Source organism: Virgibacillus carmonensis (assembly GCF_057836705.1).
The window spans coordinates 20681-47570 of sequence record NZ_JBYQFJ010000001.1; the positions used below are offsets into that span (position 1 = coordinate 20681).

24 protein-coding genes are annotated in these 26890 nt (G+C 33.9%); 18 read left to right on the plus strand and 6 right to left on the minus strand.

Going from position 1 to position 26890, the window contains the following annotated elements; translation table 11 throughout:
* The first annotated feature begins 148 nt into the window (after positions 1-148).
* Together AC3G7N_RS00100 and AC3G7N_RS00105 are read left to right on the plus strand one after the other, a co-directional pair.
* Positions 149-373 (plus strand): DUF1659 domain-containing protein, encoded by a 225-nt coding sequence (locus AC3G7N_RS00100; protein WP_489420096.1) that lies wholly within the window; start codon positions 149-151, stop codon positions 371-373.
* A gap of 34 nt (positions 374-407) precedes the next feature.
* Positions 408-626: a DUF2922 domain-containing protein gene (locus tag AC3G7N_RS00105; protein WP_489420097.1), complete on the plus strand. Its 219-nt coding sequence runs from the start codon at positions 408-410 to the stop codon at positions 624-626.
* Between the two features lie 109 nt (positions 627-735).
* Here the strand turns inward: AC3G7N_RS00105 and AC3G7N_RS00110 are convergent, their stop codons facing one another.
* Positions 736-1404 (minus strand): hypothetical protein, encoded by a 669-nt coding sequence (locus tag AC3G7N_RS00110; RefSeq protein WP_489420098.1) that lies wholly within the window; start codon positions 1402-1404, stop codon positions 736-738.
* Positions 1405-1829: 425 nt separating this feature from the next.
* Here AC3G7N_RS00110 and AC3G7N_RS00115 point away from each other — a divergent pair, with 425 nt between their 5' ends.
* Positions 1830-1937 carry a putative holin-like toxin gene (locus tag AC3G7N_RS00115; RefSeq protein ID WP_489420099.1) on the plus strand — a complete coding sequence of 36 codons (108 nt, stop codon included), beginning with the start codon at positions 1830-1832 and terminating at the stop codon, positions 1935-1937.
* Positions 1938-2071: 134 nt separating this feature from the next.
* Here AC3G7N_RS00115 and AC3G7N_RS00120 read toward each other — a convergent pair whose 3' ends face one another.
* The 3 genes from AC3G7N_RS00120 to AC3G7N_RS00130 all read right to left on the minus strand — a co-directional run bounded on the left by AC3G7N_RS00120 (position 2072) and on the right by AC3G7N_RS00130 (position 6366).
* The gene (locus AC3G7N_RS00120) at positions 2072-3448 is read right to left on the minus strand and encodes an amidohydrolase family protein (protein WP_489420100.1); all 1377 of its coding nucleotides are present in this window, start codon (positions 3446-3448) and stop codon (positions 2072-2074) included.
* 66 nt (positions 3449-3514) lie between these two features.
* A complete protein-coding gene (locus AC3G7N_RS00125) occupies positions 3515-4894 on the minus strand; it encodes an FAD-binding oxidoreductase (RefSeq protein ID WP_489420101.1) in 1380 nt (459 codons plus the stop codon).
* Positions 4895-5322: 428 nt separating this feature from the next.
* The gene (locus tag AC3G7N_RS00130) at positions 5323-6366 is read right to left on the minus strand and encodes a C40 family peptidase (protein WP_489420102.1); all 1044 of its coding nucleotides are present in this window, start codon (positions 6364-6366) and stop codon (positions 5323-5325) included.
* A 297-nt stretch (positions 6367-6663) separates the two neighbouring features.
* Between AC3G7N_RS00130 and AC3G7N_RS00135 the strand changes: the two genes are divergently transcribed.
* The 14 genes from AC3G7N_RS00135 (at position 6664) to AC3G7N_RS00200 (ending at position 22903) form a co-directional block, all read left to right on the plus strand.
* The gene (locus AC3G7N_RS00135) at positions 6664-7428 is read left to right on the plus strand and encodes a YveK family protein (RefSeq protein WP_489420103.1); all 765 of its coding nucleotides are present in this window, start codon (positions 6664-6666) and stop codon (positions 7426-7428) included.
* Positions 7403-8101: a CpsD/CapB family tyrosine-protein kinase gene (locus AC3G7N_RS00140; RefSeq protein ID WP_489420104.1), complete on the plus strand. Its 699-nt coding sequence runs from the start codon at positions 7403-7405 to the stop codon at positions 8099-8101. The genes AC3G7N_RS00135 and AC3G7N_RS00140 overlap by 26 nt, the downstream gene beginning before the upstream one ends.
* Before the next feature lie 251 nt (positions 8102-8352).
* Positions 8353-9117, plus strand: coding sequence for a tyrosine-protein phosphatase (locus AC3G7N_RS00145; protein ID WP_489420105.1), 765 nt, complete (start codon positions 8353-8355; stop codon positions 9115-9117).
* Positions 9118-9321: 204 nt separating this feature from the next.
* Positions 9322-9987, plus strand: coding sequence for a response regulator (locus tag AC3G7N_RS00150; protein WP_489420106.1), 666 nt, complete (start codon positions 9322-9324; stop codon positions 9985-9987).
* A 189-nt stretch (positions 9988-10176) separates the two neighbouring features.
* Positions 10177-12000 (plus strand): polysaccharide biosynthesis protein, encoded by a 1824-nt coding sequence (locus tag AC3G7N_RS00155; protein WP_489420107.1) that lies wholly within the window; start codon positions 10177-10179, stop codon positions 11998-12000.
* A gap of 66 nt (positions 12001-12066) precedes the next feature.
* Positions 12067-13203 carry a glycosyltransferase gene (locus AC3G7N_RS00160; RefSeq protein WP_489420108.1) on the plus strand — a complete coding sequence of 379 codons (1137 nt, stop codon included), beginning with the start codon at positions 12067-12069 and terminating at the stop codon, positions 13201-13203.
* Positions 13204-13654: 451 nt separating this feature from the next.
* On the plus strand, positions 13655-14509 hold the full coding sequence (locus AC3G7N_RS00165; RefSeq protein WP_489420109.1) for a hypothetical protein: 855 nt from the start codon (positions 13655-13657) through the stop codon (positions 14507-14509).
* An 80-nt stretch (positions 14510-14589) separates the two neighbouring features.
* Positions 14590-15699, plus strand: coding sequence for an oligosaccharide flippase family protein (locus tag AC3G7N_RS00170; protein WP_489420110.1), 1110 nt, complete (start codon positions 14590-14592; stop codon positions 15697-15699).
* A 9-nt stretch (positions 15700-15708) separates the two neighbouring features.
* Complete coding sequence (locus AC3G7N_RS00175; protein ID WP_489420111.1) at positions 15709-17532, plus strand: heparinase II/III family protein; 1824 nt, start codon at positions 15709-15711, stop codon at positions 17530-17532.
* A 70-nt stretch (positions 17533-17602) separates the two neighbouring features.
* The gene (locus AC3G7N_RS00180) at positions 17603-18892 is read left to right on the plus strand and encodes a nucleotide sugar dehydrogenase (protein WP_489420112.1); all 1290 of its coding nucleotides are present in this window, start codon (positions 17603-17605) and stop codon (positions 18890-18892) included.
* Positions 18893-18954: 62 nt separating this feature from the next.
* Positions 18955-20145 carry a glycosyltransferase family 4 protein gene (locus AC3G7N_RS00185; RefSeq protein ID WP_489420113.1) on the plus strand — a complete coding sequence of 397 codons (1191 nt, stop codon included), beginning with the start codon at positions 18955-18957 and terminating at the stop codon, positions 20143-20145.
* 36 nt (positions 20146-20181) lie between these two features.
* Positions 20182-21195, plus strand: coding sequence for an NAD(P)-binding domain-containing protein (locus AC3G7N_RS00190; protein WP_489420114.1), 1014 nt, complete (start codon positions 20182-20184; stop codon positions 21193-21195).
* Complete coding sequence (locus AC3G7N_RS00195; protein WP_489420115.1) at positions 21125-21805, plus strand: sugar transferase; 681 nt, start codon at positions 21125-21127, stop codon at positions 21803-21805. Before AC3G7N_RS00190 ends, AC3G7N_RS00195 begins: the two co-directional genes overlap by 71 nt.
* Before the next feature lie 171 nt (positions 21806-21976).
* Positions 21977-22903 (plus strand): LCP family glycopolymer transferase, encoded by a 927-nt coding sequence (locus tag AC3G7N_RS00200; protein WP_489420116.1) that lies wholly within the window; start codon positions 21977-21979, stop codon positions 22901-22903.
* 173 nt (positions 22904-23076) lie between these two features.
* Here AC3G7N_RS00200 and AC3G7N_RS00205 read toward each other — a convergent pair whose 3' ends face one another.
* Together AC3G7N_RS00205 and AC3G7N_RS00210 are read right to left on the minus strand one after the other, a co-directional pair.
* Positions 23077-24327, minus strand: coding sequence for a dicarboxylate/amino acid:cation symporter (locus AC3G7N_RS00205; RefSeq protein ID WP_489420117.1), 1251 nt, complete (start codon positions 24325-24327; stop codon positions 23077-23079).
* Positions 24328-24455: 128 nt separating this feature from the next.
* Positions 24456-25727 (minus strand): aminotransferase class V-fold PLP-dependent enzyme, encoded by a 1272-nt coding sequence (locus tag AC3G7N_RS00210; protein WP_489420118.1) that lies wholly within the window; start codon positions 25725-25727, stop codon positions 24456-24458.
* A 185-nt stretch (positions 25728-25912) separates the two neighbouring features.
* Between AC3G7N_RS00210 and AC3G7N_RS00215 the strand changes: the two genes are divergently transcribed.
* Positions 25913-26797 carry a LysR family transcriptional regulator gene (locus AC3G7N_RS00215; protein WP_489420119.1) on the plus strand — a complete coding sequence of 295 codons (885 nt, stop codon included), beginning with the start codon at positions 25913-25915 and terminating at the stop codon, positions 26795-26797.
* The last annotated feature ends 93 nt before the right edge of the window (positions 26798-26890 follow it).

The following is a 26890-nucleotide window of genomic DNA, read 5'->3' on the forward strand; positions in this document are numbered from 1 at the left end:
TGTACAGCGTTTTCTGCTTTAGCAGAAAACCTTCTATTATAATTACTATCGTCACCAATTAAAAAATGGTGGCGTTTTTTTTATTTTTAAATTCATGCCACCTTTCCCGCCATTCGTTCGATTGTAATGGTGAAAGGAGGTGAGGCACATGGCTATAGCAAATATGACGAATTCGACGCTTCGTTTAGTTTTCAACGAAGGAGTTGACCCAATCTCAGGGAAGGAAGTTTTTAAAACAAAAAGCTTCAGTAATGTCAAAACGGTAGCAACAGCGGATCAGTTATATGCAATCTCAATCTTACTTGAGCCATTGCAGCAGCGTTCACTTTTCAAAATTGAACGTACTGACAGTTCCGAATTGCGTCAGGCGTAACGATACGTAAATCTAAAAGAAAGGAGGGATTCTGATGGCGAAAAAACTAGAATTGAAATTTGAAAACCAAGACGGAAAAGTGGTAACGTACACACTTGATAATCCGGTTGAACCAGTTGATGCGGTTGCAGTGGAAGCTGCGATGGATGAAATCATCACCCAAAACGCATTCACTTCATCCGGCGGCAATATTGTAGCTAAAAAGAGTGCTCGCATTGTAGAGCGTAATGTACTAGATATTGAATTAGCTTAATAAATGGACCAGCGACAAGAATAGTATTCTGGCGCTGGTCTTTACTGAGTAAGTTTCATTAACTTTTCATTTCCTTTATTATAAGCTAGTTCCTTTAATCAAGAATAATCTACTCAACAGGTATTAATTTAACTTTTCCAGACGTTTCGATTACATCACCGTCTTCTGCGAAAAAGACGTAATCGCCACTACCAAAATCATCACCTAATATTGTGTTAACTTTTAAGTCACCATTCGCAGTATATACGACAAAATTGGAGCCAGGACCAATGTTTGTAGCCTGATAACGACTCGCTGTAAAATCATTCCCCACAATGTACTTACCTGATAGTAATACAACCGGTTCATCTTTTTTCTTAGCCACGACACGTTCTATTTTTTCTAATTCGGTTTGTTTCGCTTTTATATCCTCGTTCACGGTGCCCAGTTCTGTTATCTTAGCATCCAAGTCTGACTGCAAAGCATCTATTTCATTTTTTGTATCATCTCTACTAGAGACTAAAGAAAGGGCTTCATCTAGTTCTTCGGTTTTTTCCATAAGTAAACTTTCTTTTTCTTTTACATCGACTTCGATGTCCTTTAAATCTTGTTTTTTATCACCTATGTTTGATTTCAGGTCATCTAATTTTTCAGACAGTTCACTATGGGTAAGAGCAGTTCCCTCAAATGCAAATTTCGATTCACTTTTACCTACACTGTAAGCTATACATACCAACACAAGCACACCAATAATAACCCAAATCTTTTTGTTTTTTGCAAAGCCTTTGATTTTCTCCAATAGTAGTTCCCCCTTATCATGATTTCTAAAATTATGAATTATCCAATAAATATTGACGCAAATCACCTTTGTTCTCAAAAATAGGTGGCAAATAAGGAGAGCAGGCATCACAATTTTTCAAACAAACATTTGATCTAGGTGCAAATGAAGCGAGTTGGGTAACTAAGGGTAGTAGACACTTTAATTCTGATCATTGTCGTTTACCTAAACAAAAAGGAGTAACCGCTCCGACTAAGGCCAGCGATTACTTCTTTTGTTTACACATTTGCACTCTGGTCAACCGCTCATTATGCGATCATTCGTAGTTGCTGGCAACGAGTAGTTAATGCTATTCGTTACCTTAACTTAAGTATATTATAAATCCCTATTAATTATACTCCCAATGTGTTTGTTTATTTTAAATAGGGACGATTATTCTAATTAGGATGACGACATTTGGAGCATTAAGTTTGGTAGCGCAATTTGGTTTAGTCCAGATAGCTACTTTTACTCTAATTGTAACTTTTGTCGTTTACCTAAACCAAAAGAAGTAACCGCCCAAACCAGGTCGCTGTTACTTCTTTTAGTCAAGTCACAATTACTGTACTTAATGCGGTTTGTAGTTGCTAGTATCCAGGTAGTTAAAGCTACTCGAGTTCATGTATGATAGCTAACACCACAAGAGCTATTACAAATTTAGCCCAGTACGGTTCAAAATGCGAATGATCGATTCGTTTGATTTGTTGAGAACTTCGTCTAAATTCATCGTACGTAATTGGCGGTCTTTCATTAATACACGTCCGTCTACCATCGTCATTACAACATCTGAGGCTATTGCTGAATAGACAATCCTTGTATAGATGTTTTCTTTTGAGTTCACTTGTGGCTCATTTGGCCAAGTGTGTGGTTCTCGTAAATCAAGGATAACGATATCAGCTTTTTTTCCAACTTCAATGCTTCCGATTTCCTCCTCCAGACCAAGTGCACGGGCACCACCTAGAGTTGACATTTCGAAGGCTTGCTCTGCGCTTGGTGGAATGAGTGGATCCTGGTGAAGTCCCTTTTGAATATACGCAGCTAGCCGCATCTCATGAAGGTTGGAGAGGTTATTGTTGTCTGATCCGTCTGGTCCGATACTAACATTGACACCAGTTTCCAGCATCTTAGGAATTGGTGCGATTCCGGAGGCGAGATATAAGTTCGCTGAAGGACAGTGAGAAACATGGCACCCTCGTTCAGCCATAATTTTAATTTCCCTATCATTTAAATGAACACAATGAGCTAAGATCGTTCTAGGATTAATCAATCCAATGGAATCATAATATTCTACTTCTCTCATACCAGTACGATCAATAATGATACGTTCTTCCTCTTCAGTTTCAGCTGAATGCGTGTGAACATGGGCACCATACCGCTTGGAAAAGTCAGCAGTTAACTCTAAAAGCCTCCTTGTACAAGTAGGAGCATACCTTGGTGCGAAACAGTACCGAATTCTCCCATCATCGACTCCATCCCACTTGTTGAACAATTCTACACTTTCACCAAAAGCGACATCAGTAGGCTGAATCATAGCTGCTGGCACATCTACGCTTGGTTGCTCCATATCGATCATCGCTTTGCCTGCAAAACCCCGAATGCCTGTCTGTGCCATAGCCCAGAAACAACTATCCGTATGATAGGTTGTCTCCATGTCGTAAATGGCTGTCGTACCGTTAAGCAATAACTCAGAAATTCCTAACATGCTCGACCAGTAATTCGATTCGCTATCATGGGCTATTTCCAACCTCATCGTTACATCTAGCCATTGCTCTAACGTTTTGTCCGCTACGAGATTCCGTTGAAGGGTTTGGGTAAGATGAAGATGAGTCTGGATTAGCCCTGGTATAACATGCTTACCTTCTGCATGTATAAATTCGTCCACTTGATTATAATACATTCTCAAGTCACCGATAGCAGCAATGCGTTTCCCGACAACGAGAATATCCTGATTATATAAGACATCCCTATTCCGATTCATCGTGATAATCGTACCACCATGAATCAAGGTCCGCTTTTCTTGTTCCATGAAGATCCCTCTTTTCTGTAAACTATCCAAATTTGATACAGGTTTCGTCAACCTAACAAGTAGCTGTTAGGTTGGTATGCTTTGCTGAAAGTTGAACACATTTTCAGGATCATACTTTCGCTTTACGTCTATCAATCTATTTATATTGCCTCCATAGTAAGCGATTAAATAATCTTGAATGTTCGTATCAGGATTTCCTACATAATCACCTGTTGTATAAGCAAGCATCCGTTGACGAAGAACTTCAAGCTCCCGTATCCGTTCAAGTGCACTACTCTCTTCCACCCATTGATTATAATATTGGATAAATAACTTAGCGCCTCGATAAAAGAATGCTGTTTCTTTAGGTGTTTTGTCTTGATATGCACCACCTAAGGAATAAATGAGAACATTTAATAACGGTGATGATGTATGCTCTAGCGTCTGTCGTATAGTTGAAATAGCTTCTGGTGTCAGAAGCTTCATGGCATATGCACCCGACGACTTGTACTTAGGTTTTTCCGTAACAAATATTTCATTCGAAATCTCAAAAAGTTTGATGGCCCTGTTCCAATCAACTAATTCAATGGTTTGATCACCGGGACTTCCCATGTTTAGTAAAGGACTTAGTTCTTGTCTGGCTTCTTCAGGTGTACCCCAAAATACTCCCATTACTTTTAAGGGGTATTTTTTAAAGTGTTCCATTGGGAATGCTTTTGACCAGAGATCCAGATGTGAAAACCATCTCCTATCTGCTGATGAAAAGAATCTTTGCCATGTATCAATTATCTGTTCAACTGGTTGATCCCAGTCCCACCCGATATTGAACCAAGTCACGGGAGTCGCAGGGTAGACCCTTAATGTGACAGCTGTTACAATGCCAAAGTTTCCTCCCCCGCCTCCACACGTGGCCCAGAATAGGTCACTGTGCTCGTTGTGCTCCGTCGCATAGATGATCGTTCCATTTGCATCTACCATTTCAAGACTAACCAGACTATCGCAAGTAAGTCCATATCTCCGTAAGAGTGGTCCCATCCCACCGCTTAGGACTAATCCAGAAATCCCAACATCTGAACAAGTTCCCCCAACTTGGGTTAGCCCTTCCTCATATAGTCTCCGGTAAAGCTCAGAACCCGTTACCCCAGCCTGAACAGTTGCAATTCCTACTTCCTTTTCAACAGAAAGCTGTTTCATTTCGCTAACATCAATCACAATGACTCCGGTTCCTGTTGAGAAAGCCTCGTGATTATGTCCGCCACTTCTTATTCGAATAGGTACTTTGTTAAAACGTGCCCATCTTACAGCATTCTGTACATCGTTCGTATTTTGACAATAGACGATAACATGAGGGAATTTATTTTTAGAGGCAAAGTAGTTCCAAACGAGGCGGCTTTCATTGTAACCTGGCTCTCCAGGAATAATGATTCGGCCTGAAAGATCGGGACAAGACCCCCAATTTCTATTCATCAAGACACCTCCATTCGTAAATATACTCCTAGTCAATTAATGCGTAGAAGCGCCTATGCGTGCAAGTACAACTTTCTATGGGGGTATCCATTTAGAGGATATGTAAAAAATATAATAGGGGACTGGATACTTAATAGAAGAAAGTAAAATAAAGGACTAAATTAATAAATGCAGTTTATAAAAGTCCTAAGTGCAAAGTGAATGTGCGGAAGTTGATCGTCACAAGCAGAAAGTTGATCCACATAACCAGAAAGTCGATCGGAAATCAGACAAAGTCAATCGACAGAACTAGATAGTCGATCGCCACACCCAAATAGTTGATCATCAACCACAAAAAGTCGACACTCCACCACACACCAAAAAGAGGGTTTTCTGCGTCAGCAGAAAACCCTCTAAATCTATCTGGCTCTTAATTAACCTAAAAAATTCTAGTAAAAACGCTTATAACTATCAAAATGCTTGCCCCAATAGTACTTACCATGAACAGGGCTTATCTCTACGCCACTTGAACCTGCATGGATAAACTCCCCATTGCCAAGATAGATTCCCATATGTGAGATCCCAGCTTTGTATGTACCTTCAAAGAATACAAGATCGCCAACTTGTGGGTTGTTCACGTAGTATGAACGGTTAAAGTAACCTTCACTGGAAGTACGAGGAATGTCCTTGCCAGCTTTACTGTAAACATAATCGATGAATCCACTGCAATCAAATCCAGCTGGTGTTGATCCGCCCCAAGCGTAGTCAACGCCTAACATGCTTTTAGCGATGCTAACGACTTTGCTGGCATTATAGTCAACGTCAGCGCTTGGCTCTTCAGCAGGTTCAACAGTTCCACCACCTGATGTTGATTTCCCGCCAATGCTTAACTTCTGGCCAACTAGTATCAAACTTGATGATAATCCGTTCCATTTCTTCAATGCTGATACCGTTACATTCTGACTGTATGCGATCCCACTCAAGGTATCGCCAGAACGTACCACGTAAACAGATGATGATGCAACCTGCTCGTCCTTATTTTCCTCAACGCTTGGTTCCGGAGCCGGTGCAGAAGCATTTCCACTCTTAGATACGACAAATTTGTCGCCAGGATGGATTAAAGAAGAATTTAAGTCATTCCAGTTCATTAAATTAGATAAAGATATGTTATGTCTAGATGCGATTCCACTTAATGTGTCACCGCTTTTTACTGTATATGTAGAAGTTGTATTAGTAGATGTAGTTGGTTTTTCTTCCGCTTGTTCACTACTAGCCCCGTCTGTCTCTAACACCTGGTTCGGAAAGATGAGACTACTAGATAAACCGTTAATAGATTTTAGTTGCGCGACGCTGGTGTTATATTCATGTGCTATAGCCCATAATGAATCACCGCTTTTCACCTTATACGATGCTGCTTCTGCCTCCGTTGCTGCAAAAGCTGAAGCTATAAATGCACTTGCTGTAACCGACATAATAATTTTCTTATTTGCCAATGTTGATATTCCCCTCTCACAAATAAACTATCTTTTTAAATTTCTAGATTAGTATAGCATGATTATGGTAGATTTGTGACAATTGTGACAAAATATAGCGTAATAGTTACCTTCCTGTAATATTATCGTAATAATACGCACTTTTTGTAATAGATAGAGACAAACTAATTAAAAAATATAAACCATTCACCATAAATGTGTTATAATTTCGATTGTGTTGTCGATATAGTAAATGAATTATAGAGAAAAATAGATGAATACTCATCAATGAGAAAGTTAAATGGAGGTCTATACACTATGGAAGAAACAATCTCCCTCAAGGAAATATTTGGGGTTATTAAAAAGCGTCTTTTACTAATCATTTCATTAGTAGTCGGCGCAGCATTGATAGCGGCAGTGGTCAGCTATTTCGTTTTGACGCCTACCTATCAAGCTAGTACACAATTTATTGTAAGCCAGGAAAAACAAGATCCAGCAGTTGAATATGGTGTAAATGATATTCAGACAAACATCCAACTTATCAATACGTATAATATTATTATTAAGAGTCCTGCAATCTTAGGAGATGTTGTCGAAGAATTAAATCTATCATCCTCGGCTGATGAATTAAAATCAAAAGTACAAGTTGCCAGTGAAGAATCCTCACAGGTTGTTACCGTAACAGCAACAGATACTGATCCGAAACAGGCAGTAGATATTGCAAACACTACAGTAGAAACATTTCAGGAAAAAATTCCGGATATCATGAGTGTCGATAATGTAAGTATTCTAGCAGAAGCGGAACTTTCGGAGAACCCAAGTCAAGTTAGTCCAAATCCTTTATTAAACATTGCAATCGCAATTGTACTTGGGGCAATGGTTGGCGTTGGTCTGGCATTTCTATTGGAGTATCTGGATAACACGATTACGACAGAAGAAGATGTGGAAAAAGTTCTTGAAATACCGATATTAGGTGTTATCACGCATATCAATGACAGTGATGTTCGCGGAGAACATATGGAGATACAATCAAAGCAAGTGAAGCGAGGTGGCTATAATGGCGCGCAAAAAAAATCCGTCTAGAACAAGCAAAATAAGACATCTAATTACAAAACTAAATCCCCGCTCACCGATTTCTGAGCAGTATCGCACGATTCGAACCAATTTGCAGTTTGCCTCGGTTGATGATGAGCTTAGAACAATGCTTGTGACCTCACCAGGACCTGGCGCAGGTAAATCAATTACAACAGCTAACCTAGCAGTTGTTTACGCACAGCAAGGGAAGAAAGTTTTACTCGTTGATGCCGATATGCGTAAACCTACCGTACATTACACCTTTCGTTTAGATAACCTACACGGGTTAAGTAACATCTTAGTAGGGGAGGCCAGTTTAGAAGAGTCAACATCTACAACTGATGTCGATAATCTGGACATTATCCCATGTGGACCAATTCCACCGAATCCTTCTGAATTGTTAGGATCGAGAAAAATGCGTACGTTGATACACGAAGCAAGCCTTTTATATGACCTTATCATTTTCGATACACCACCAGTACTTGCGGTTACGGATGCACAAATACTAGCCAACATTGTTGACGGATCGTTAGTGGTCGTTCGAAGCAATAATACAGAGAATGAAGCTGCACTCAAGGCCAAGGAAGCATTAGAGCCCGCTAAAGCAAAGCTGCTAGGTGCTATCTTAAATGACCGAGAGAAGAAAGCATCCAATTACTATTATTATTATGGTGTAAATTAACAAATCTGCTCCTTACCCCATCAGGTAGGGAGTTTTTTAATGAAAAAACAAGATATGACTTTTTTGTCGTTAATATGACTATTTTATGATAGTAATTGCACTGCCAGTTTGATATAGTAAGTGAATGAGTCCTTTTACCTATGGAATATAGTAGGAGAGATACATGTCGAAATGGACTATTAATATACGTCGTATTCTGCTATAATTCTAGAAATATTATGTAATCTGAAACAAACAAGGATGTGACAATCATGATTGATATTCATTGCCATATATTGCCCGGTATTGACGATGGCGCTGTAACAGAGGCTGATAGTTTAGCGATGGCGCGTGAGGCGGTACAACAAGGCATTCATACAATAATTGCAACACCACATCATAAGAATGGCAAATACGACAACACGAAAGGTAGTATTATAAAAAGTGTGGAAGTATTAAGTGAACTTCTTGTGAATGAAGACATACCTTTAACGTTATTAGCCGGTCAGGAGATCCGGATTAATGGTGATATGATCGAGGATATAGAAAAAAATGAGCTTTTATCACTAAACGCTACTAAATATATGTTTATCGAATTTCCATCTGGTAGTGTTCCTCGTTATGCAAAGCAGATGCTGTTTGACTTACAAGTTTCTGGTTACACACCGGTTATCGTCCACCCCGAGCGGAACTCAGAACTGATTCAAAATCCAGCAAAACTTTATGATTTTGTACGTAAAGGTGCATTAACTCAGGTTACTGCTGCTAGTTTAATAGGCAAGTTTGGGAAAAATATTCAAAAATTCTCGAAGCAATTAGTGGAGGCAAACCTAACTCATTTCATTGCTTCTGATGCACATAACACAACAACACGCGGTTTTTGCATGAACGATGCGTATCAAGAGCTACGTAATGAATTTGGTAACGACATGTTCTATATGTTTATGGAAAACTGCCAACTGCTTGCAGATAACCAAAACGTAAACAAAATGGAACCTTCTATGGTTAAAAAGAAAAAATTCATGGGACTCTTTTAGAAGAAGTCCAATAGGTATGACTTCCATTGACCCTTCTTTATCTGATTATTCACGTGATAAATGGAGGGTATACATAAATCCGCCTAGGCTTTTAGATAGAATAAAAATTGTGAAACAGGTAATGGTTCCTGACTGCTATCAATGGAATCATTCCGTTACAGGTGGGTAAACTATTTCCATAAACTTTCAAAGGGAGTTATGGCTATGATCAATGTGTTGTTAATTGAGGATCAACGTTTATTTAGTGAAGGTATACAAGCCGTTATTAATCGTGAAGAAGATATACGGGTAACAGCTGTTGCCGCAAACCACAAAGATGCTATACACAAAATAAACGAACAAAGCATTGATGTTGTTTTAATTGATGTCCACTTGCGTTATAAAGAAGGCATCAAGATGACGCTTGGAATCAAAGGAAGCCACCCAACGATCAAAGTGATTCTATTAACTACCACAGTAGATGAGGACCTAGTCGTAAATGGGTTGAATGTAGGAGCAGATGGATTCCTATTAATAAGCCTCTTTGCAGAAAATTTAATTCGTGCTGTACGTGATGCTTATAATGGGCAAGTTGTGTTATCAGGCGATGTAGCTAAAATCCTAGCGAAGAAAGTACAAGACCTGCAATTTAATAAAAAGCAAATACTGGCCCAGCAGTTAGAACATCGGAACATACAGTTGTCACACCGAGAAATTGATATCGCCTATCTGTTAATGGAAGGTTATAGCAACAAGGTAATTGCAGAGAAGCTATACCTGAGTATGGGAACGGTCAAGAATTACATTAGTGATATCTACAGTAAGCTGGATATGCGTAACAGAGTAGAAGTCATTGAGTATCTAGATAGATTATTAAATATGAATAGCTAGTTATTATTTTATGTCGAATGTTGTAAAATATACGTAAAAAGACTTACAAATTGTAATAAAGTATGTAAAAATATAAATAGACAATTTCAATGAACTAAAATACTAGTGAATGAGTAATTAATAGTATGTAGGTACTCATTCACTAGTGTTTAAGTTTGCATGTAACTATATAAGAAAGGGGTTGAAATCGTGACATATCGTATGCGTCTAACATTACTTGTCCTAATGGACTCCATCATAGTTAGTACAGCTATATTTATTGCTTCCTGGATTGTATATCCATATACACCAGTCTTCAATATGCCGGCACTTATCATTAGTTCTATTGCACTACTTGTATTCCATCATCTTTTTGCTACTGTTTACAATCTATATAACAAGGTTTGGTCATATGCCAGTGTAGGTGAACTAACAGCTATTGTTAAAGCTATTACACTTTCTATTATTGCTGCAGGAATTGTTCAATACCTCGTAAATGATTTTGCCATATATAAACGTGCACTTGTTGTTACATGGATGTTACATATTATCTTAATTGGAGGATCGCGCTTTATTTGGCGTGTCTATCGGGATCAAATTATGAATAATGCTGAAAACAAAAAACGGACATTGATTGTTGGTGCTGGTTCAGCTGGTGCAATGATCGTTAGGCAATTGAAAAATCAAAACAATTCTGAGCTATTACCAGTAGCGTTTATTGATGATGATCTTTCCAAACAAAAAATGCAATTATATAATCTACCAGTACTCGGCCAAGCGAAGGACATCGAAACAGTCGTGAAAAACCATAACATTGAACATATCGTTATCGCGATTCCATCATTACGTAACGGGGCCCTAAATAAACTTGTCGTAGAATGTAATAAAACAAAAGCAAAAACGCAAATGATCCCGAAAATTGAGGATCTAATGACTGGAAAAGTATCAGTAAGTCAGTTGAAGAATGTCGAAGTAGAAGACTTACTTGGACGTGAACCTGTGGAACTTGATATTAATACCATTTCCGAATATGTCACAGGTAATACAGTAATGGTAACCGGTGCAGGTGGCTCAATTGGATCAGAATTATGCCGCCAACTGATGCGTTTCACACCAAGTGAAATTGTTTTGGTAGGACACGGCGAATTTAGTATTTATACGATTGATATGGAACTCAAAGAGAAATATGGTGACATGAATATAGAAATCGTTCCTGTTATTGGAGATGTGCAGGATCGTGAGCGCATGTTTGATGTTGTCGAAAAATATAAACCAACAATTATCTATCATGCTGCAGCGCATAAGCATGTACCATTAATGGAATATAATCCACACGAAGCGGTAAAGAACAATATTATTGGTACAAAAAATGTAGCAGAAGCAGCGGATACATTTGGTGTGGATACATTTGTCCTTGTTTCATCTGATAAAGCAGTTAACCCAACAAACGTGATGGGTGCAACGAAACGTGTTGCAGAAATGGTTATCCAAGACTTAAACCCACGAAGTAAGACGAATTTTGTTGCTGTACGATTTGGTAATGTCCTTGGAAGCCGAGGCAGTGTTATACCGTTGTTTAAGAAACAAATTGAGCGCGGTGGTCCGATTACGATTACAGATCCAGCCATGACTCGGTACTTTATGACAATTCCAGAAGCTTCTAGACTAGTTATCCAAGCTGGGACTCTTGCAAAGGGTGGAGAAATATTCGTGCTCGATATGGGCGAACCGGTTAAAATTGTCGACTTGGCCAAGAACCTTATTAATCTATCTGGTTATACGGAGAATGAGATTCCGATTAAATTTTCTGGTATTAGACCTGGGGAGAAGATGTTTGAGGAATTATTAGGCGCGGATGAGGTTCATCCAAATCAAGTATATGAGAAGATTTATGTTGGGAAGACGAGTCAAGTGGAAGGAGAAGTTCTGTTAGATTTGATTGGGAGATTTGATAGGTATTCCTCTAGCGACTTGAAAGATAAGTTGATGGCAATTGTCTTTATGGAGAAAACCTTGTTGGCGGTGAAGGGCTAGATTAATAATTGCGTTAAAAGCAATTATATTGATGCCTTCAAAATTCATAAAAGGTAGGGTATATAAATGAGGGTTTGTGTTATAAGGAATGCTGACATTGAACTTAATGCAGGGTTATCAAGAATAGTTGATGCAATTAGCGAGGCGAATTCTATATTTTTAATTACCAGAAACCGCAAGAAAAGTTGTGAAAAGAAAATAAACGTGAAAACATTACATTACAAAAATAAAGAGTTTAAACATATTGAGATTAATCTAAGAGGGGAAAGTGGGAAGGGTTATAAAAATTTATGGAACTTAATGGTTTATCAAAGCATTCTTTTTTATATTCTTTTAAAATACAGAAAAGAATTTGATATTATTCATGACTTTGATTTAGATACTGGAATAGCGGCTAGTCTATTATATAGAATATTAAAAGTCAGATATGTATACCATATCGCTGACTTCTATGTTGATAGCAGAGGGGGAATTCCAATATATTTAAGAAATACGATTAAAAAGATTGAATTTAATGTAATTAAGTATGCTGAAGCAACAATTATTTGTACAGAAGATAGATCAGTTCAAATAAAAGGTTCTAATCCTAATCGGCTTGTGGTAATACACAATACACCAGTATTTAACTCTGGAGATTGTATTTCAAACAAAGGTAATAATGATAAAATTATAAATATCTGTTATATAGGTACATTAATCGAGACCAGATTTATTAAAGAATTGATTGAAGTAGTTAAAAACAATAATAAATTAACTCTTACAATTGGAGGGCTTGGGCCGCTTGAAGGTTGGGTAGAAGAACAGAGCTACAAATATAAGAACATAACTTATTTAGGGGAAGTACAGTATTCTGAAACCTTCAACCATTACTCGAAGTGCGATATAATGGTTGCTATTTACAACCCCAAAGTTCCTAATCATAGGTATTCTGCACCCAATAAAGTTTATGAAGCAATGATATTAGGTAAACCAATAGTTGTTGCAAAAAACACTGGACTAGAAAATATTGTTGGCAACAATGAAATAGGTTATTTAATCGATTATTCTCAAAAAGAGTTCTCATCTTTAATCAATTATTTGTTTGAAAATAAAAATGAATTGAAAACAAAGGGTGAAAATTCGAAAAGAAATTATAAACATTACTCATGGATTGTAATGAAGGATCGATTAGAAAAGCTTTACGTATCGATAAAAGATAGGTGATTTAATGAATGTACAGATAAAAAAAATTTTAATTATTACTGTAGGTATAATAGTGTTTAGAGCTTTCATCGATTTAATTTTAGTAAATTATTTATCAATCAAATGGAATTATACAGGATTTTTCGTTGACTTCAATATTTATAAAACTGTAATTTCGTATACTTGCCTATTGTTATTTTCTTATTTAATATCTTTTTATAAAAGACGTATTTCTCACTTTTTTTACGTAATTCTTTTTTTTGTTGTCTATATACCGTTTAGCTCTATATTTTCAATAATGAATCAGAGTAGTATATTTTACTTTTATACTACGATTGCATTTTTAATATTATGTTTTTTTATAGTTTTTATTGATGTTGGGAAAGAAAGTAATATTAGTATAAAAAGAAATTATATTGGTAACTATTTTAAGTATTTTATTTTTGTTATTTCATTGTATACAGCTATAATTATGACATTATTAAATATAAATAATATAAATATATTTCAAGTCTTTGATTTATCAAAAGTTTATAGCATAAGAGAAAATGTAAATTATAGTTTAGGTATGAATTATTTATTCAGTTGGCAGTCGAAGGTTATTAATCCTTTTATTATAGCTATTGCGTTAACTAATAAAAAACTGGGAATAGTGTTAGTGTTTACAGCATTTCAAATATGGCTTTATATTTTAACAGGAAATAAGATGGTGCTGTTTAATACTATGATAATATATGCCATTATCTTTTTAAGAAAACTGTATATCGAGAGGGATGTGATATTATATTTTATAAATTCCCTTCTTTTTTTATCAATGGTTTCTATTTTAGAAATTTTTTTTGTTGCTAACTCGGTTGTTATTGATATATTTATTAGACGTGTATTCTATTTACCAGCTTTAATAAGTTTTTATTACTTTGATTATTTTAGCACACATGACTTTAGATATTGGTTAGATTCAATGCTAGGAAGAGCTTTCAATGTAGAGCCTGACCTCCTTCCATCATTACTTATAGGGAAGTTGTACTTTGGTAACCAGGGTACTAATGCTGTTACAGGCTTTATCGGTTCTGAATATGCAAATGCTGGGTTTCTAGGGATTTTAATTGCGATAATAATTATAATAATTCTATTTAAGACAATAGACTATTATACTTACAAGGTAGATGGCAGTGTTATTTTAATAACTTTAATTTCTCCGATATATACATTGTGGAACAGTGCAATATTGACTTCTTTATTAACAGGTGGATTACTATTGTCAATTTTATTAATTAGTCAAACTAAGGAAGTCAAGGTTGGTAATATTAATAGGGAAAACATATGAAGATATTTTTCCGTAAAATAAAAAAATTTCTATATTTATTTGCAACCAAGGTATTAGGTCAATTATTCAAATTCCTGATAATGATAATTGTGAGTAGTCAAATATTAAATCCAGAGGATTTTGGGGTATTTAGTTTATATTTTGTAATATTGAATATCACATATTTAATAGTTGGATTTGGTGTTTTGGATTCAGCAATGATTATATTAAATAGTGAGGAAAATAAACAAAAGGTTAAGTCTATAATTGGTACAGTTCTATTATTAATTGTTTTTGTTAGCATTTTATTCGGAATAATAAGTAGCATTATTTTTCAGTTATATGATTTCCCACTACCAATTCTGCTTTCTTTAATTTCAATAGGATATGTATTACAACAATTAGTTAAAAAAGTAAGTGTTCCCTTATTAGATTACTTTTCGATGTATTATTTCGATCTATTTATAAATTTAGTAACTTTATTATTAATCTTTTTATTTGGTCAAAACTTAACAAACATTTTATTCATTTATGCAAGTACAACAATGGTATTTAGCCTATTATTTATTTTCAGATTGAAGCCATCTTTTGTTAATGTTAAGAAAAATTTAGTTTATATTATAAAAACTATAAGGAATTATGGAGTGAAAGTACATATCTCCCAAGTAGTCGCCATGGGAACGTATGATATGGATAAATTCATACTTCAGTTCGTCTATGGTTTTGGAAGTGTAGGAATATATACCTTAGCTTTAAATTTTATTATACCCGTTAAATTATTCAGTGTGTCAATATCAGAACTTATGTTCAAAAAGTTTTCGCAACAATCCTATATACCTAAACAGCTATTATATATAAACGCTGCTTTAAGTTTAATTTTAGGTATAATCTTATCTTTAATAGGTTCTTTTATAATAATAAATTATTATAATTCAAGTTACCATGTTATATTAAATTTTATATACTTATTACCTATCATTGCTTTGTTAAATTCTTCTTTCACACCAATAAACTATTATTTTTCTGCCAAGGGCTTGTCGAATCAAAAATTAATAAATGCTATAGTTTTAGCTATATCTAACTTAGTATTAAACTTTATTTTTGTTCCTATTTATGGAGTTTTAGGTGCAATTATAGCCACTATACTAGCACTTTTAATAAATAATATACTTTTTATATTTCAATATTTAAGGTATATCAAGAAAAGGTGATGTGCATATATGATAAAGAAACTCATTTTATCTGAAAAGCCAATGGTAGAAAAAGGTACAATAATATATAATCGATTTTTGAAAAATATTTATAAAACCACTTCTAAGTTAAAATCATTTGAAAATGATATTGAAATAAGTGACGTATCGAATATGAATTCATTTTTTATTATTTATAATAAATTCCATAAGCAGAATACCAATGTTGTACTACAAGAGGCAGATTTGTTAGTTGATAATATTTATCAGTCGATTAACTCTGAAAAAATAGTATCGGAAAATGAAATAAATTGGAATTATGATTATATAAATAGATTTCAATGGGAAAATAAGCATTTTAGTAAACTTGAAATAAAAGATGAAAATAGTGATTCTGATATTAAAAACGTTTGGGAACTTTCTCGATTTTACCATTTAACAGTTTTGGCGCATGCCTTTTTAATAACAAAAGATAATAAATATGTTATAAAGTTAAAGCGTGATTTGAAGGAATGGATAGAACAGAATCCTTTTAATTATTCAGTAAATTGGGCTGTAGGGATGGAGGTTTCAATTAGAGTAGTAAATCTAATTGAGTCTATATTATTATTGAAAAAGTATTCATTGTTTTCTGCTGATGAAATTATTGTAATAAATAAACTTATATACAAACATTATATTTATCTTAAAAATAATCTAGAAAAAGGATTGAATTCTAATAACCATTACATATCTAATCTGGTTGGATTACTATGGATATTAATTTATTTTCAAAATTTGAATGGTTTTCCTCATAAAAAGAGAATGAAAAAACACTTGTCTGTTGTACTAAAACAATTTGAATATGAACTTAGCTATCAAATATACCCCGACGGTTTTAGCTATGAAGATTCAATTTCATACCATTGCCTTAATTTAGAAATGTTACTTTCCTCTTTAATTATTTTAAAAGAAAATAATATTATTGTTCCTAATAGTATAGAAAAAACTACATTTAAAATGTTAATTTCTCTAAGAGAAGTAATGTTTGATAATAAAATACCCATAATTGGGGATATGGATAATGGTAGATTAATGAAGATTAATATTGAAGCTAATTTAACAAAAGACAATTTTTTATATCTGATAAAATTAGGACAGTTTTATTATCAAAAGGATATACCAATACGTAATAAATCGCCAATCGTTTTTAATGATATAGGTTTGTATCGAATATTTAATGATAAATTTGATGCTCTAATTAGATGTGGAAAGATCGGGCTAAATGGTATAGGAGGACATGCACATAATGACCAATTAAGTTTTGTATTGTCCGTAATGAATTATTCTGTGTTCGTTGACCCAGGAACAGGCGTTTATAGTGGAAATTATAAATTAAGAAGACTCCTTCGATCGACTTCTTCTCATAATACTTTAAGTATTGAAGGGGTTGAACAAAATGATATAGGTTTTGATCTTTTTAAAATGAAAGAATTTACTTATTCACAGGTTCAAGAAGTAAAGCCTGATATGTTTAAAGGAAAACATTATGGATATGTAAATAAGTATAATGTGATTTATGAAAGAAAAGTGAAGTTAAATCATAACAGTATAAAAATAACTGATACACTGTCTGAAAGTATAAGCACTAACGTTAAAATACATTTTGTATTAAATAAGGACTTTGATGTTAAAAGATTTGACAAATACATTTTAATTTACAATAAACATGTTACTTTAAAAATGACTACTAATGGAATATTCAATATTGAAAAACAGCTATTCTCAAGGTCGTATGGATCGGTAGAAAACACAAAAAAAGTAACTATACTCATGAAGGGTTCTGAAAATGAAACTAATATTGTAATTGTATAACAAGAATTATACTAGTAGAATTATATGAAGTTTATTATTTAATTTAAAAATGGAAAAGGTTGTGTAAATAATGACAAAAAAATTATGTGTAATTGGACTCGGCTATATTGGTTTACCAACATCAGTTGTATTTGCTGAAAATGGTTGGGAAGTAATTGGAGTTGATGTAAATTCGCTAGCAGTTGATGAATTAAATAAAGGAAGGGTCCATATTAAAGAAAACGGCTTAGATAAAGCAGTAGAAAAAGTGGTAGAAAATAAAACATTCACTGCAAAAATGTCACCGGTTGAAGCAGATGTATTTATAATTGCTGTTCCTACACCACATAACCAAGATTTAACTGCAAACCTTCGTTATGTAGAAAATGCAGTTAGATCAGTGTTGCCAGTATTAAAACAAGGTAATACAATAATTGTGGAGTCAACTATTCCGCCAAGAACTACTAGAGATGTTGTGGCACCTATTTTTGATGACGCAGGCTTTAAACCAGGGGAAGATATATATTTAGCACACTGTCCAGAGCGTGTATTGCCGGGCAGAATACTAATAGAACTGTATGAAAACAATAGAATAGTAGGAGGAATTAATTCCGTTTCTACAAAAAAAGCAGCAGGTGTGTATCGTACGTTTGTTAGAGGCAAAGTGTTAGAAACAACTGCTGAAAGTGCTGAGTTGTCAAAATTAATGGAGAATACCTATAGAGATGTTAACATAGCTTTAGCAAATGAATTAACTAAGATATCGGAGGGTTTAAAAATAGATGCATTGGAAGTTATATCTCTTGCAAATGAGCATCCGAGAGTTAATATACACCAGCCAGGACCCGGTGTGGGAGGACATTGTTTAGCAGTAGATCCATATTTTATTATTGAAAAGGATCCAGAGAATGCACAATTAATAAGTGATGCAAGAGCTATTAATAATTCAATGCCTAAGTTTGTTGTAAAACAATTGAAAAAGGTAACTAATCGTTCATCGAAAATTGCTGTATTTGGATTAGCATATAAGGGAAATATTGATGATATTCGAGAAAGCCCTGCACTTGAGATTGTAAGGCTATTAATTAATGAAGGTTATAATGTACATGTTTATGATCCATATGTTAAACAAGAACAAGTAGATTTCCAACTTTCTTCATATGACAATTCACTTAATGATGCGGACATTATGCTAATTCTTACTGATCATAATGAGTTTAAAAACCTTGATTGGGAAAATGTTAAGAATAGAATGAGGACAGCTAATATTTTAGATACTAAAAATTGCGTTAATACTCCAAAATCACAATTCAATTATTATAATTTTGGTAATCTCTTTGAGTTAGTAAATAGGGAAGAGTTGGTTGAAAGTAATTTATAGATATTAATATAAACATTTCCAGAATAATTTAAGGTGGACTTGTTGAAAGGTGTATTATACCAATGCAAAAAAAGATTCTTTTAATTTCTCAATACTTTCTTCCAGATATTAATGCTGCTTCATTCCGAATTAATGACCTATATAAAGCTTTAAAAAAGCAGAATTATGATGTAACTGTAGTAACAGCTTACCCACAAAAATCAGTTGTTGAAGAAATAAAACCTTCTGATTACATTCATAGAATAAGACTAGAAAAAGTTAATAAAAAGTCTTTTATTAACTATATAAAAAACTATTTTGGATTTATGATTAAATCAATATATCATTCTTTATTTCGTTTAAGTAAGAGGAAGTATGACTATGTGATAGTTACATCCCCCCCACTTTTTGTAGCTCTTGGAGGTCTCGTTGTATCTTTTTTTAAACGTACAAAATTAATTATTGATATAAGAGATGTTTGGCCAGATTCTGCAGTTTCTGCAGGGATGTTAAAGCCTAATGGAATATTATATAAAGTTACCAAAAGAATAGAAAGACTTCTTTATAAAAAAGCTGATATTATTACCTGTGTCTCTAAACCTATGAAAGATTATATCTATAAAGAATCAAAACATGGAAATATTCATATCTTATATAATGGGATTTCTCCTGCAAGTATTCAAGACGACTTACAACCAGTTACAAAACAAAATAAAGACAAAATAACAATTGGCTATGCCGGGAATATAGGGATAGTACAAAATATGGAAATTATATTGAAAACGTCTCAGTTCTTAGCAAATAGTGATTCGAATTTTGAGTTTGTAATTATCGGAGATGGCATAGAACGTAAAAGGTTAGAAGAGGATGCAAAAGAATTAAACATGAAAAATATAACATTTACAGGTACCTTACCTAAAAATGAAGTATTGAATAGACTTAATCAAGTAGATTTGTTATTCTTTAGTTTAATTGAAGATCCTATATTTGAAAAAACTATTCCATCTAAATTATTCGATTACTTGTTAAATAATAAACCTATTATTACTAGTATTAAAGGTGAAGGTAGAGATATCTTGGAGAAGCTTGGATGTGCTTTATTTTTTGATCCGAAAGACCCCGAAAGTTTAGCAAATGCATTAATAGAATATAAAGATGACAAAAAAGCTTATGAAAAAGCATCAATTAATAATAGAGAGTATGTTATAGAAAATTATAACCGGGAAGAAATGTTTGTGAAGTTTCTAGATCAATTACAAGAACAAAATTTATAAATTTATCAATGATTTTATTATAAGGAAATGATTATAATGAGTATTCAGGAAAGATTATTAAAGGAAATGGATTATTTAGTAGCCCATGCTAATACGGCTATTACAATTAGCACTACAGCAAAGCATGCAACAGATTTCATATTACTACCTAGAAGGTTTGCATTGAATACTGCAATATCTAGTTTCTTAATAAACGATGGTGAATTACTTGAAGATACTCTAAGTTTTTTCGATGGTAAAGTTGATACTATATATATTGATATAGAACAAAAACAAAAGATTAACTTATTTAAATTCGCTAAAGAAAAAGTTAATCGAACAAAATTAATAGCAGTAAAACCAAATGATACTACTCTTGAGTCCTGTGACACATTAATACGAAACCAGTTTAATGACGATTTGATTGATAAGAATGTATTAGTTATAGGTACAGGAAATTTAGCCAATAAAATTGCATTAAGACTAAGTGAAAGACAGGCAAATGTATATGTAAAGGGTAGGACAATAGCGAAAGAAAATGCTATTGTAAATGGTTTAAATAGTATTCTACCTAATTTTTCATCTTCAGTAAAAACATTTGATCAAATGGAAGAAACATCTCAAAAGTTAGATGTAATTATTTCGTTTCTTTCAGGTCAGTTTAAGGAAGAAGATATTTTGTTTCCTTATATTGTTAAAGGCACATTTATCATTGATGGTGGAATAAATAATTTTAGTAGTAATTTTGTTAAAAAAGTGATAAAACAAAATACAACAATTACAAGGTTAGATACACGAATTGCTTTACCTTACCAATTACTATCAACATTTGAGTATACAACTTCCTTTTTTGAGGATGTTTATGGGGAATCAGAAATTAATAATATATCTATTGTTTCAGGTGGGTTTATAGGATCAGAAGGAATGGTTATAGTTGATAATATAAAGCAACCAAAGCAAATTATTGGCATAGCAGACGGTAGTGGAGGGGTGAAATCAATTGAGCAGCTCACTGAATCAGATAGAAAGTCCATACAAGATATCGAAAAAGCCACTTCAATTAGTATTTAAACGATTATTTGATATTATATTTAGTTTAGTTATTATATTATTTTTATTACCCGTTTTTTTAGTTTTGGCGATATTTATTATTGTTGAAGATGGACGACCAGTATTTTTTAAACAAAAGCGAAGTGGGAAAGATGATATTGCTTTTGAAATGTACAAATTTCGTTCAATGAAAGTTAATCAATCTAAATCATCAAAGGGTAAGAGTAAAGGGACAATTTATAATTGGAAGAATGGTGTTCCTGATAACTTTGTGTTTAAAATAGGGTCAGTTGATAATCCGAATATAACTAGGATTGGTAAATTTATAAGAAAATATAGCTTGGATGAATTACCACAGTTTTATAACGTATTAAAGGGCAATATGAGTGTAATAGGACCAAGACCTGAACTAATGGAAATTACTAGATGCTATAGTAAAGAACAAAAAAGAAGGTTACATGGAAAACCAGGTATTACTGGCTGGGCACAAGCAAACGGTAGAAGTGATATGAATCATGGAGAGAAAATTAAACATGATTTGTATTATGTGAGAAACTTTAGTTTATGGTTGGATGTAAAAGTGTTTTTTAAGACGGTTGTGCAGGTTGTTTTGGGGAAAGGGTCAGTTTGATAAATAGATTATTGGAATGTCATATTATCTATTGCCTGATAATAGTTAATTAAAATATTATGGTTAAAGCCTTTTATCAGGATTAAATGTGATATAAGAAAGACAGGATATGGTATTAGATGGAATTAAGAGTTTTGTTAAAGAAGTAGTTAGAAATTAAGGAGTTTTCCCATGAAACGTTCTGAGCAAAATAAAAAGTCTAAAAAACTATGGCTTAAAATACCTTTGGCTATCCTATTTATCGTTCTAGTAGGAATAGGGATCTATGCTTATTCCTTATATGATAACGCTAAAAATACAGTAAATGAAAAAATGCATGAACCAGTAGAATCTATTGATCATACGTTAACAGCGAAAAAGATGAAGGCGACAGAACCGCTTAACATATTATTACTCGGTGTAGATGCAAGGGCGAATGACCAAGGGCGTTCGGATGCATTGATGGTCATGTCATTAGATCCTGAAAACAACAAAATGCAAATTGTCAGTATCCCTCGTGATACGAGAACGATGATGGCTGGTAAAGGCTTTAATGATAAAATAAATCATGCTTATGCATATGGTGGTGCAGATATGTCGGTTGCAACCGTAGAAAACTTCCTGGATATTGAACTTGATTATTTTGTCCGCATGAATATGCAGGGGTTAGATGCTTTGGTTGACCAATTAGGAACAATCACAGTAGATAATGAGATTGCATGGCAGGATGGAAAGTACACTTTTACAAAAGGACCAACAACAATGGATGGAGATAAAACAATGCATTTTGTTCGGATGCGAAAGCAGGATCCAGCAGGTGACTTTGGTCGTACAGCCCGTCAACGTCAAGTGATTCAGGGTATAGTTAATGAAGGGGCAAGTGTTGCTTCAGTAGGTAAAATTAATGGAGTTATTGATGTTCTAGGAAACAATATGACCACTAATTTAGAATTTGATGATATGAAAAATTTATTGAGCGGTTATAAAAGTACAAGAGAAAATGTTGTTAGCTATATGATGAAGGGCAATGGTACTAAGATTGACGGTACTTATTATCTCCAGGTGTCAGATAGTGAAGTTGAGAAAGTACATGGGATGATAGCGGAAGTGCAATCGTAAAAACTAAGATTAGCTTCCTAACTTAAAACGAAAGACGAAGGAATATTAGATCACCTGCTCCTTGATTACCGACCAATCCTGTTGATTGTCGTATTCAAAAAGACTAAATAAGCGACAAATAACCCTCGCAGTTAGAGATGAGGGTTATTTGTCGCCTAATTATGGATGCTGTCTTATACTACTTTAGCATTTATATCTTCACTAGCCTCACCAGGTTTAGTATCATATATCAGATTCTCAGATTTTGCAACAGCCAGTGTACACACCATATCTCCAGTAACATTTAGAGAAGTATGCCCCATGTCTATGACTCTATAGATTCCTGCTATTAATCCCATGATCTCAAGAGGTAGCCCCATCGTTGTCAATAACATGATTGTCATAACAATTCCTCCGCCCGGGATTCCTGGAGCCCCAACAGATATTAAGGTTGCAAGTAAAATTGTAGTTATTTGTTGAGTTATCGTAAGTTCTATTCCATAAATCTGGGCAACAAAAATTACAGCAATAGCAAAGTAGTTTACTGCACCGTCCATATTAATAGTTGCACCTAACGGTAATGAAAAACCCGTGAGACTCTTAGATACACCAAGGTCTTTCTCAACAACCTCCATCGTATAGGGTAATGTACCAGAGCTACTTGTTGTACTAGCTGTTATAGGCCAAATTTTTAAAGCGCTCTTATAAAAAATACCTAATTTCATTTTGACAATGAATTTAATTATTAGTGCATATAAACCAAAACAGATGAGCAATAAGCCTACATAATCTGCTATGATCAAAGCAGTAATTGATCCTAAAACCTTTGCTCCATACTCTCCTATTGTAGTAGCAATTAAAGCTGCAACACCAATAGGAGAAAATTTCATTACAATATCTGTTATTTTGTACATAACTTCTGCACCGTTATCAAAGAACTTCTTAAAAGTTTGTACCTTATCACCTAATAGAACCATAGAAATCCCTAGAAAAATTGAAAACACAATAACCTGCATTAGATTTCCTTCAACAAGTGAGTTAAATGGATTAGTAGGGAACATGGAAACTATGGTATCAATGACTGATGGTGTAGCTTCCTCTTCGAATTGCCCTGGTTTAACTTCAATTTCATCTAACGTAACACTAGATCCAGGTGAAATTAAATTGGCAACTATTAAACCGATAGTACCTGCACAAATAGTAGTAACTATATAAAATAATAATACCTTACCACCAATTCTTTTCAATTTTGTAAAGTTGTTCATAGAAGTTATACCACTTACTATTGAAAAGAATACTAAGGGAACAACAATCATTTTAATTAGGTTTAGAAATAGATCACCTAAAGGCTTAACTACTGTAGCTTTTTCTTTAAAGATAAGGGCGATTACTATCCCTAGTACAAAACCAATTAAGACTTTTGTGCTTAATGACATTTTTTTCATGGAAATCATTCCTCTCTAATTTATGATATTACGAGTGAAAGATACTAGGCCATGTGATGTACGCGCTTACATAATAGAATTAATAAAAACTCCTCCTTTTACCAGTGATGTAATCTACTCTAATTTATTTATCTAGCTATATTTTCGGTTGCTATTAAAAATTGGTCTATTTCCTTTAATGTGTGGCAATGCAGTGGAGAAATACGAACAATTTCCTTTAAGTTAACTGCATGCAATATTCTTTGTGAATAAAGACTTGTATCTAAGCGATCATAAACAAGAATGTTATGTTCTGTATATTTATTTACTGCTTCTGTACAAGTTAATTTATCAAAGGTGAGTGCAACAATTAAATCTTGTTTATCAACGGTTTGGTTAGTGAAATGCATGTTTACACCTTCTATATCTCTAAGTCCCCGTATTTCATCTATCCCAGAAATCATTCGTTTCAATAAAGCCTGCTCCTGTTGATGAATTCTGGTCATTCCTTCTACAATTAATTCTCTACGATCGTTAGAAGGATTGTAATATGATCCAATAGTAGATATATAGTCCATGATTTTGCTAAAGCTTGCAAAATGGGCTGGAGTAGGACTTCCTAATGTCCAGTTGTCTTCTTGCGTTGCAATTAAGCGATTGTGTGGTAAAGATGCTACACGTTCCGATACATAACCAAATGCCATTCCACGATTACCAAACATCTTATAGGGAGCGATATTTAATCCATCGACCTCTAAATGTGTTACATCAAGAACACTATGAGGAGCAGCCTGAACTGCATCTACTACTATGAAGATATCAGGATTAATTCGACGAGCTTCTTCGATAGTCTGTTCAATATCCAGAACAGCTCCAGTTAGATTTGATGTAAGAATCACTGATAAAAGTGTCGTATCCTTATCAATAAGTGAAACTATGTCTTCTACTTCAACTCCTCCTGTTTGCGGATTTGCTCGTGCGGCCCTAAGTTCTTTCTTCGTTTTTTTGGCATACATTGCGCAAGCATCATATGATGATGGGTGTTCGATTGATGTAGTAACTATATTATTTCCAGGAACATTTTCCGCGATAGTGCCTATTATTTCGAATATCACTTTTGAAGCAGTGGTGCTAGGAATAATACTCCCTTTTTTTGCATTTAAGAAAAGACGAATATCTTCCATTCCTTTTTCCAAAGTGTACCTTAGTAAATTAGCTGCCTGATGTGTTCGTTCAGGACAATCGGGGTATGCAGCAAATTTAGCGTCTTCCTCAACCACTTGTTTTAGACGTAGAGATCCACCTGAATTCTCAAAAAATAAACGGTTGTTTCCAAACATATCCTTTTCTAAGTAACAAAAAGATGAACGGACAAATTGAGAAACCTCGGTTGTAAAAGAATTGCTTACCAAATCAATCATGATTATAACCCTCCTATGTGAAATCCGATAATACACAATCCAAGTTAAAAAATGAGTTGCTTTAATTAATCTGTGTATTATTCAAATTATTATAAATATCCTATCATCAGTGGTATAATATTGTAAAATACAGTATTTTAATATTTAATACCGTAAAAACTAATATTTAAAAATGAGGTTATTGTATGAGGCCAACTGAAATAGAAGCTTTTTTGGAGATTGTTAAACATGGTAATGTAACAAAAGCATCAAGATCTCTCTTTATATCTCAGTCAACACTTAGTCAACGGCTAAAAGCACTGGAAAACGAATTGGAAGTTACATTAATAATAAGAAATAAAGGGAAAGATTATACCACGCTTACTTTAGCCGGTGAAAAGTTTCTTAAACTTGCTATGAAAATGGAAGGGATTATGATCGAAGCCAAAGATCTAAAAGGAATTCAAGAGGAAAATACATTAATAATTGGCGCTGTAGACAGTATACACAACTTCGTATTAAATCCTCTCTATCAAGAAATCCAGCGGCACTATCCAAAGACTAGGTTAATTTTAAAAACGCACCAATCCAATGAGATTTATTCCTTATTAGAACAGCAGGAAATAGATATAGGTTTCCCATTACAAGAGCGGGTGATTAAAAATTACCAAGTTAAAAAAATCTTTGATGAAAAAATGGTTATGATAAAGAAAAGAAATGATACAGAAATAAAAACTGTAATAAATTCACAGTTAAACTCAAAGGATGAGGTCTATGTTAATTGGGGTTTAAACTTTCGGGGTTGGCATGAAAAATGGTGGGGAATAGAAGGTACACGGGGAATTCAAGTTGATACTGGAGTACTATTACTCCAATTCATGAATCATCCAAGAAATTGGGCGATTGTGCCTGTATCTATGGCTATGGAATTTCAAAAAATGAAGGAAATTGATATATTTCCGCTTTCAGAAGACCCTCCTTCAAGAAGTTGTTTTTTAGTTTATAAGGATAATAGTGAAAAACAATCACTAATAAATGAGTGTATTTTAAAAAAGCAAAATGTGATTAATGATATTGTAAAAAATTTATAAGGATGCTTATTTAGTAGATGTCACCCAAAACAATTCAGAATTGTATCGGATGACAGGCAAGTAAAACTACTACATTCTCACTATCTAAACACT

Excerpts from the sequence above, each read along its gene's own strand:
- AC3G7N_RS00140 (WP_489420104.1), top strand. The coding sequence starts at position 7,403 with ATGGCGCGCAAAAAAAATCCGTCTAGAACAAGCAAAATAAGACATCTA.
- AC3G7N_RS00125 (WP_489420101.1), bottom strand. The coding sequence starts at position 4,894 with ATGAATAGAAATTGGGGGTCTTGTCCCGATCTTTCAGGCCGAATCATT.
- AC3G7N_RS00135 (WP_489420103.1), top strand. The coding sequence starts at position 6,664 with ATGGAAGAAACAATCTCCCTCAAGGAAATATTTGGGGTTATTAAAAAG.
- AC3G7N_RS00165 (WP_489420109.1), top strand. The coding sequence starts at position 13,655 with ATGACATTATTAAATATAAATAATATAAATATATTTCAAGTCTTTGAT.
- AC3G7N_RS00150 (WP_489420106.1), top strand. The coding sequence starts at position 9,322 with ATGATCAATGTGTTGTTAATTGAGGATCAACGTTTATTTAGTGAAGGT.
- AC3G7N_RS00175 (WP_489420111.1), top strand. The coding sequence starts at position 15,709 with ATGATAAAGAAACTCATTTTATCTGAAAAGCCAATGGTAGAAAAAGGT.
- AC3G7N_RS00180 (WP_489420112.1), top strand. The coding sequence starts at position 17,603 with ATGACAAAAAAATTATGTGTAATTGGACTCGGCTATATTGGTTTACCA.
- AC3G7N_RS00205 (WP_489420117.1), bottom strand. The coding sequence starts at position 24,327 with ATGAAAAAAATGTCATTAAGCACAAAAGTCTTAATTGGTTTTGTACTA.
- AC3G7N_RS00120 (WP_489420100.1), bottom strand. The coding sequence starts at position 3,448 with ATGGAACAAGAAAAGCGGACCTTGATTCATGGTGGTACGATTATCACG.
- AC3G7N_RS00215 (WP_489420119.1), top strand. The coding sequence starts at position 25,913 with ATGAGGCCAACTGAAATAGAAGCTTTTTTGGAGATTGTTAAACATGGT.
- AC3G7N_RS00105 (WP_489420097.1), top strand. The coding sequence starts at position 408 with ATGGCGAAAAAACTAGAATTGAAATTTGAAAACCAAGACGGAAAAGTG.
- AC3G7N_RS00145 (WP_489420105.1), top strand. The coding sequence starts at position 8,353 with ATGATTGATATTCATTGCCATATATTGCCCGGTATTGACGATGGCGCT.
- AC3G7N_RS00170 (WP_489420110.1), top strand. The coding sequence starts at position 14,590 with ATGATAATTGTGAGTAGTCAAATATTAAATCCAGAGGATTTTGGGGTA.
- AC3G7N_RS00200 (WP_489420116.1), top strand. The coding sequence starts at position 21,977 with ATGAAACGTTCTGAGCAAAATAAAAAGTCTAAAAAACTATGGCTTAAA.
- AC3G7N_RS00100 (WP_489420096.1), top strand. The coding sequence starts at position 149 with ATGGCTATAGCAAATATGACGAATTCGACGCTTCGTTTAGTTTTCAAC.
- AC3G7N_RS00160 (WP_489420108.1), top strand. The coding sequence starts at position 12,067 with ATGAGGGTTTGTGTTATAAGGAATGCTGACATTGAACTTAATGCAGGG.
- AC3G7N_RS00190 (WP_489420114.1), top strand. The coding sequence starts at position 20,182 with ATGAGTATTCAGGAAAGATTATTAAAGGAAATGGATTATTTAGTAGCC.
- AC3G7N_RS00185 (WP_489420113.1), top strand. The coding sequence starts at position 18,955 with ATGCAAAAAAAGATTCTTTTAATTTCTCAATACTTTCTTCCAGATATT.
- AC3G7N_RS00210 (WP_489420118.1), bottom strand. The coding sequence starts at position 25,727 with ATGATTGATTTGGTAAGCAATTCTTTTACAACCGAGGTTTCTCAATTT.
- AC3G7N_RS00115 (WP_489420099.1), top strand. The coding sequence starts at position 1,830 with ATGACGACATTTGGAGCATTAAGTTTGGTAGCGCAATTTGGTTTAGTC.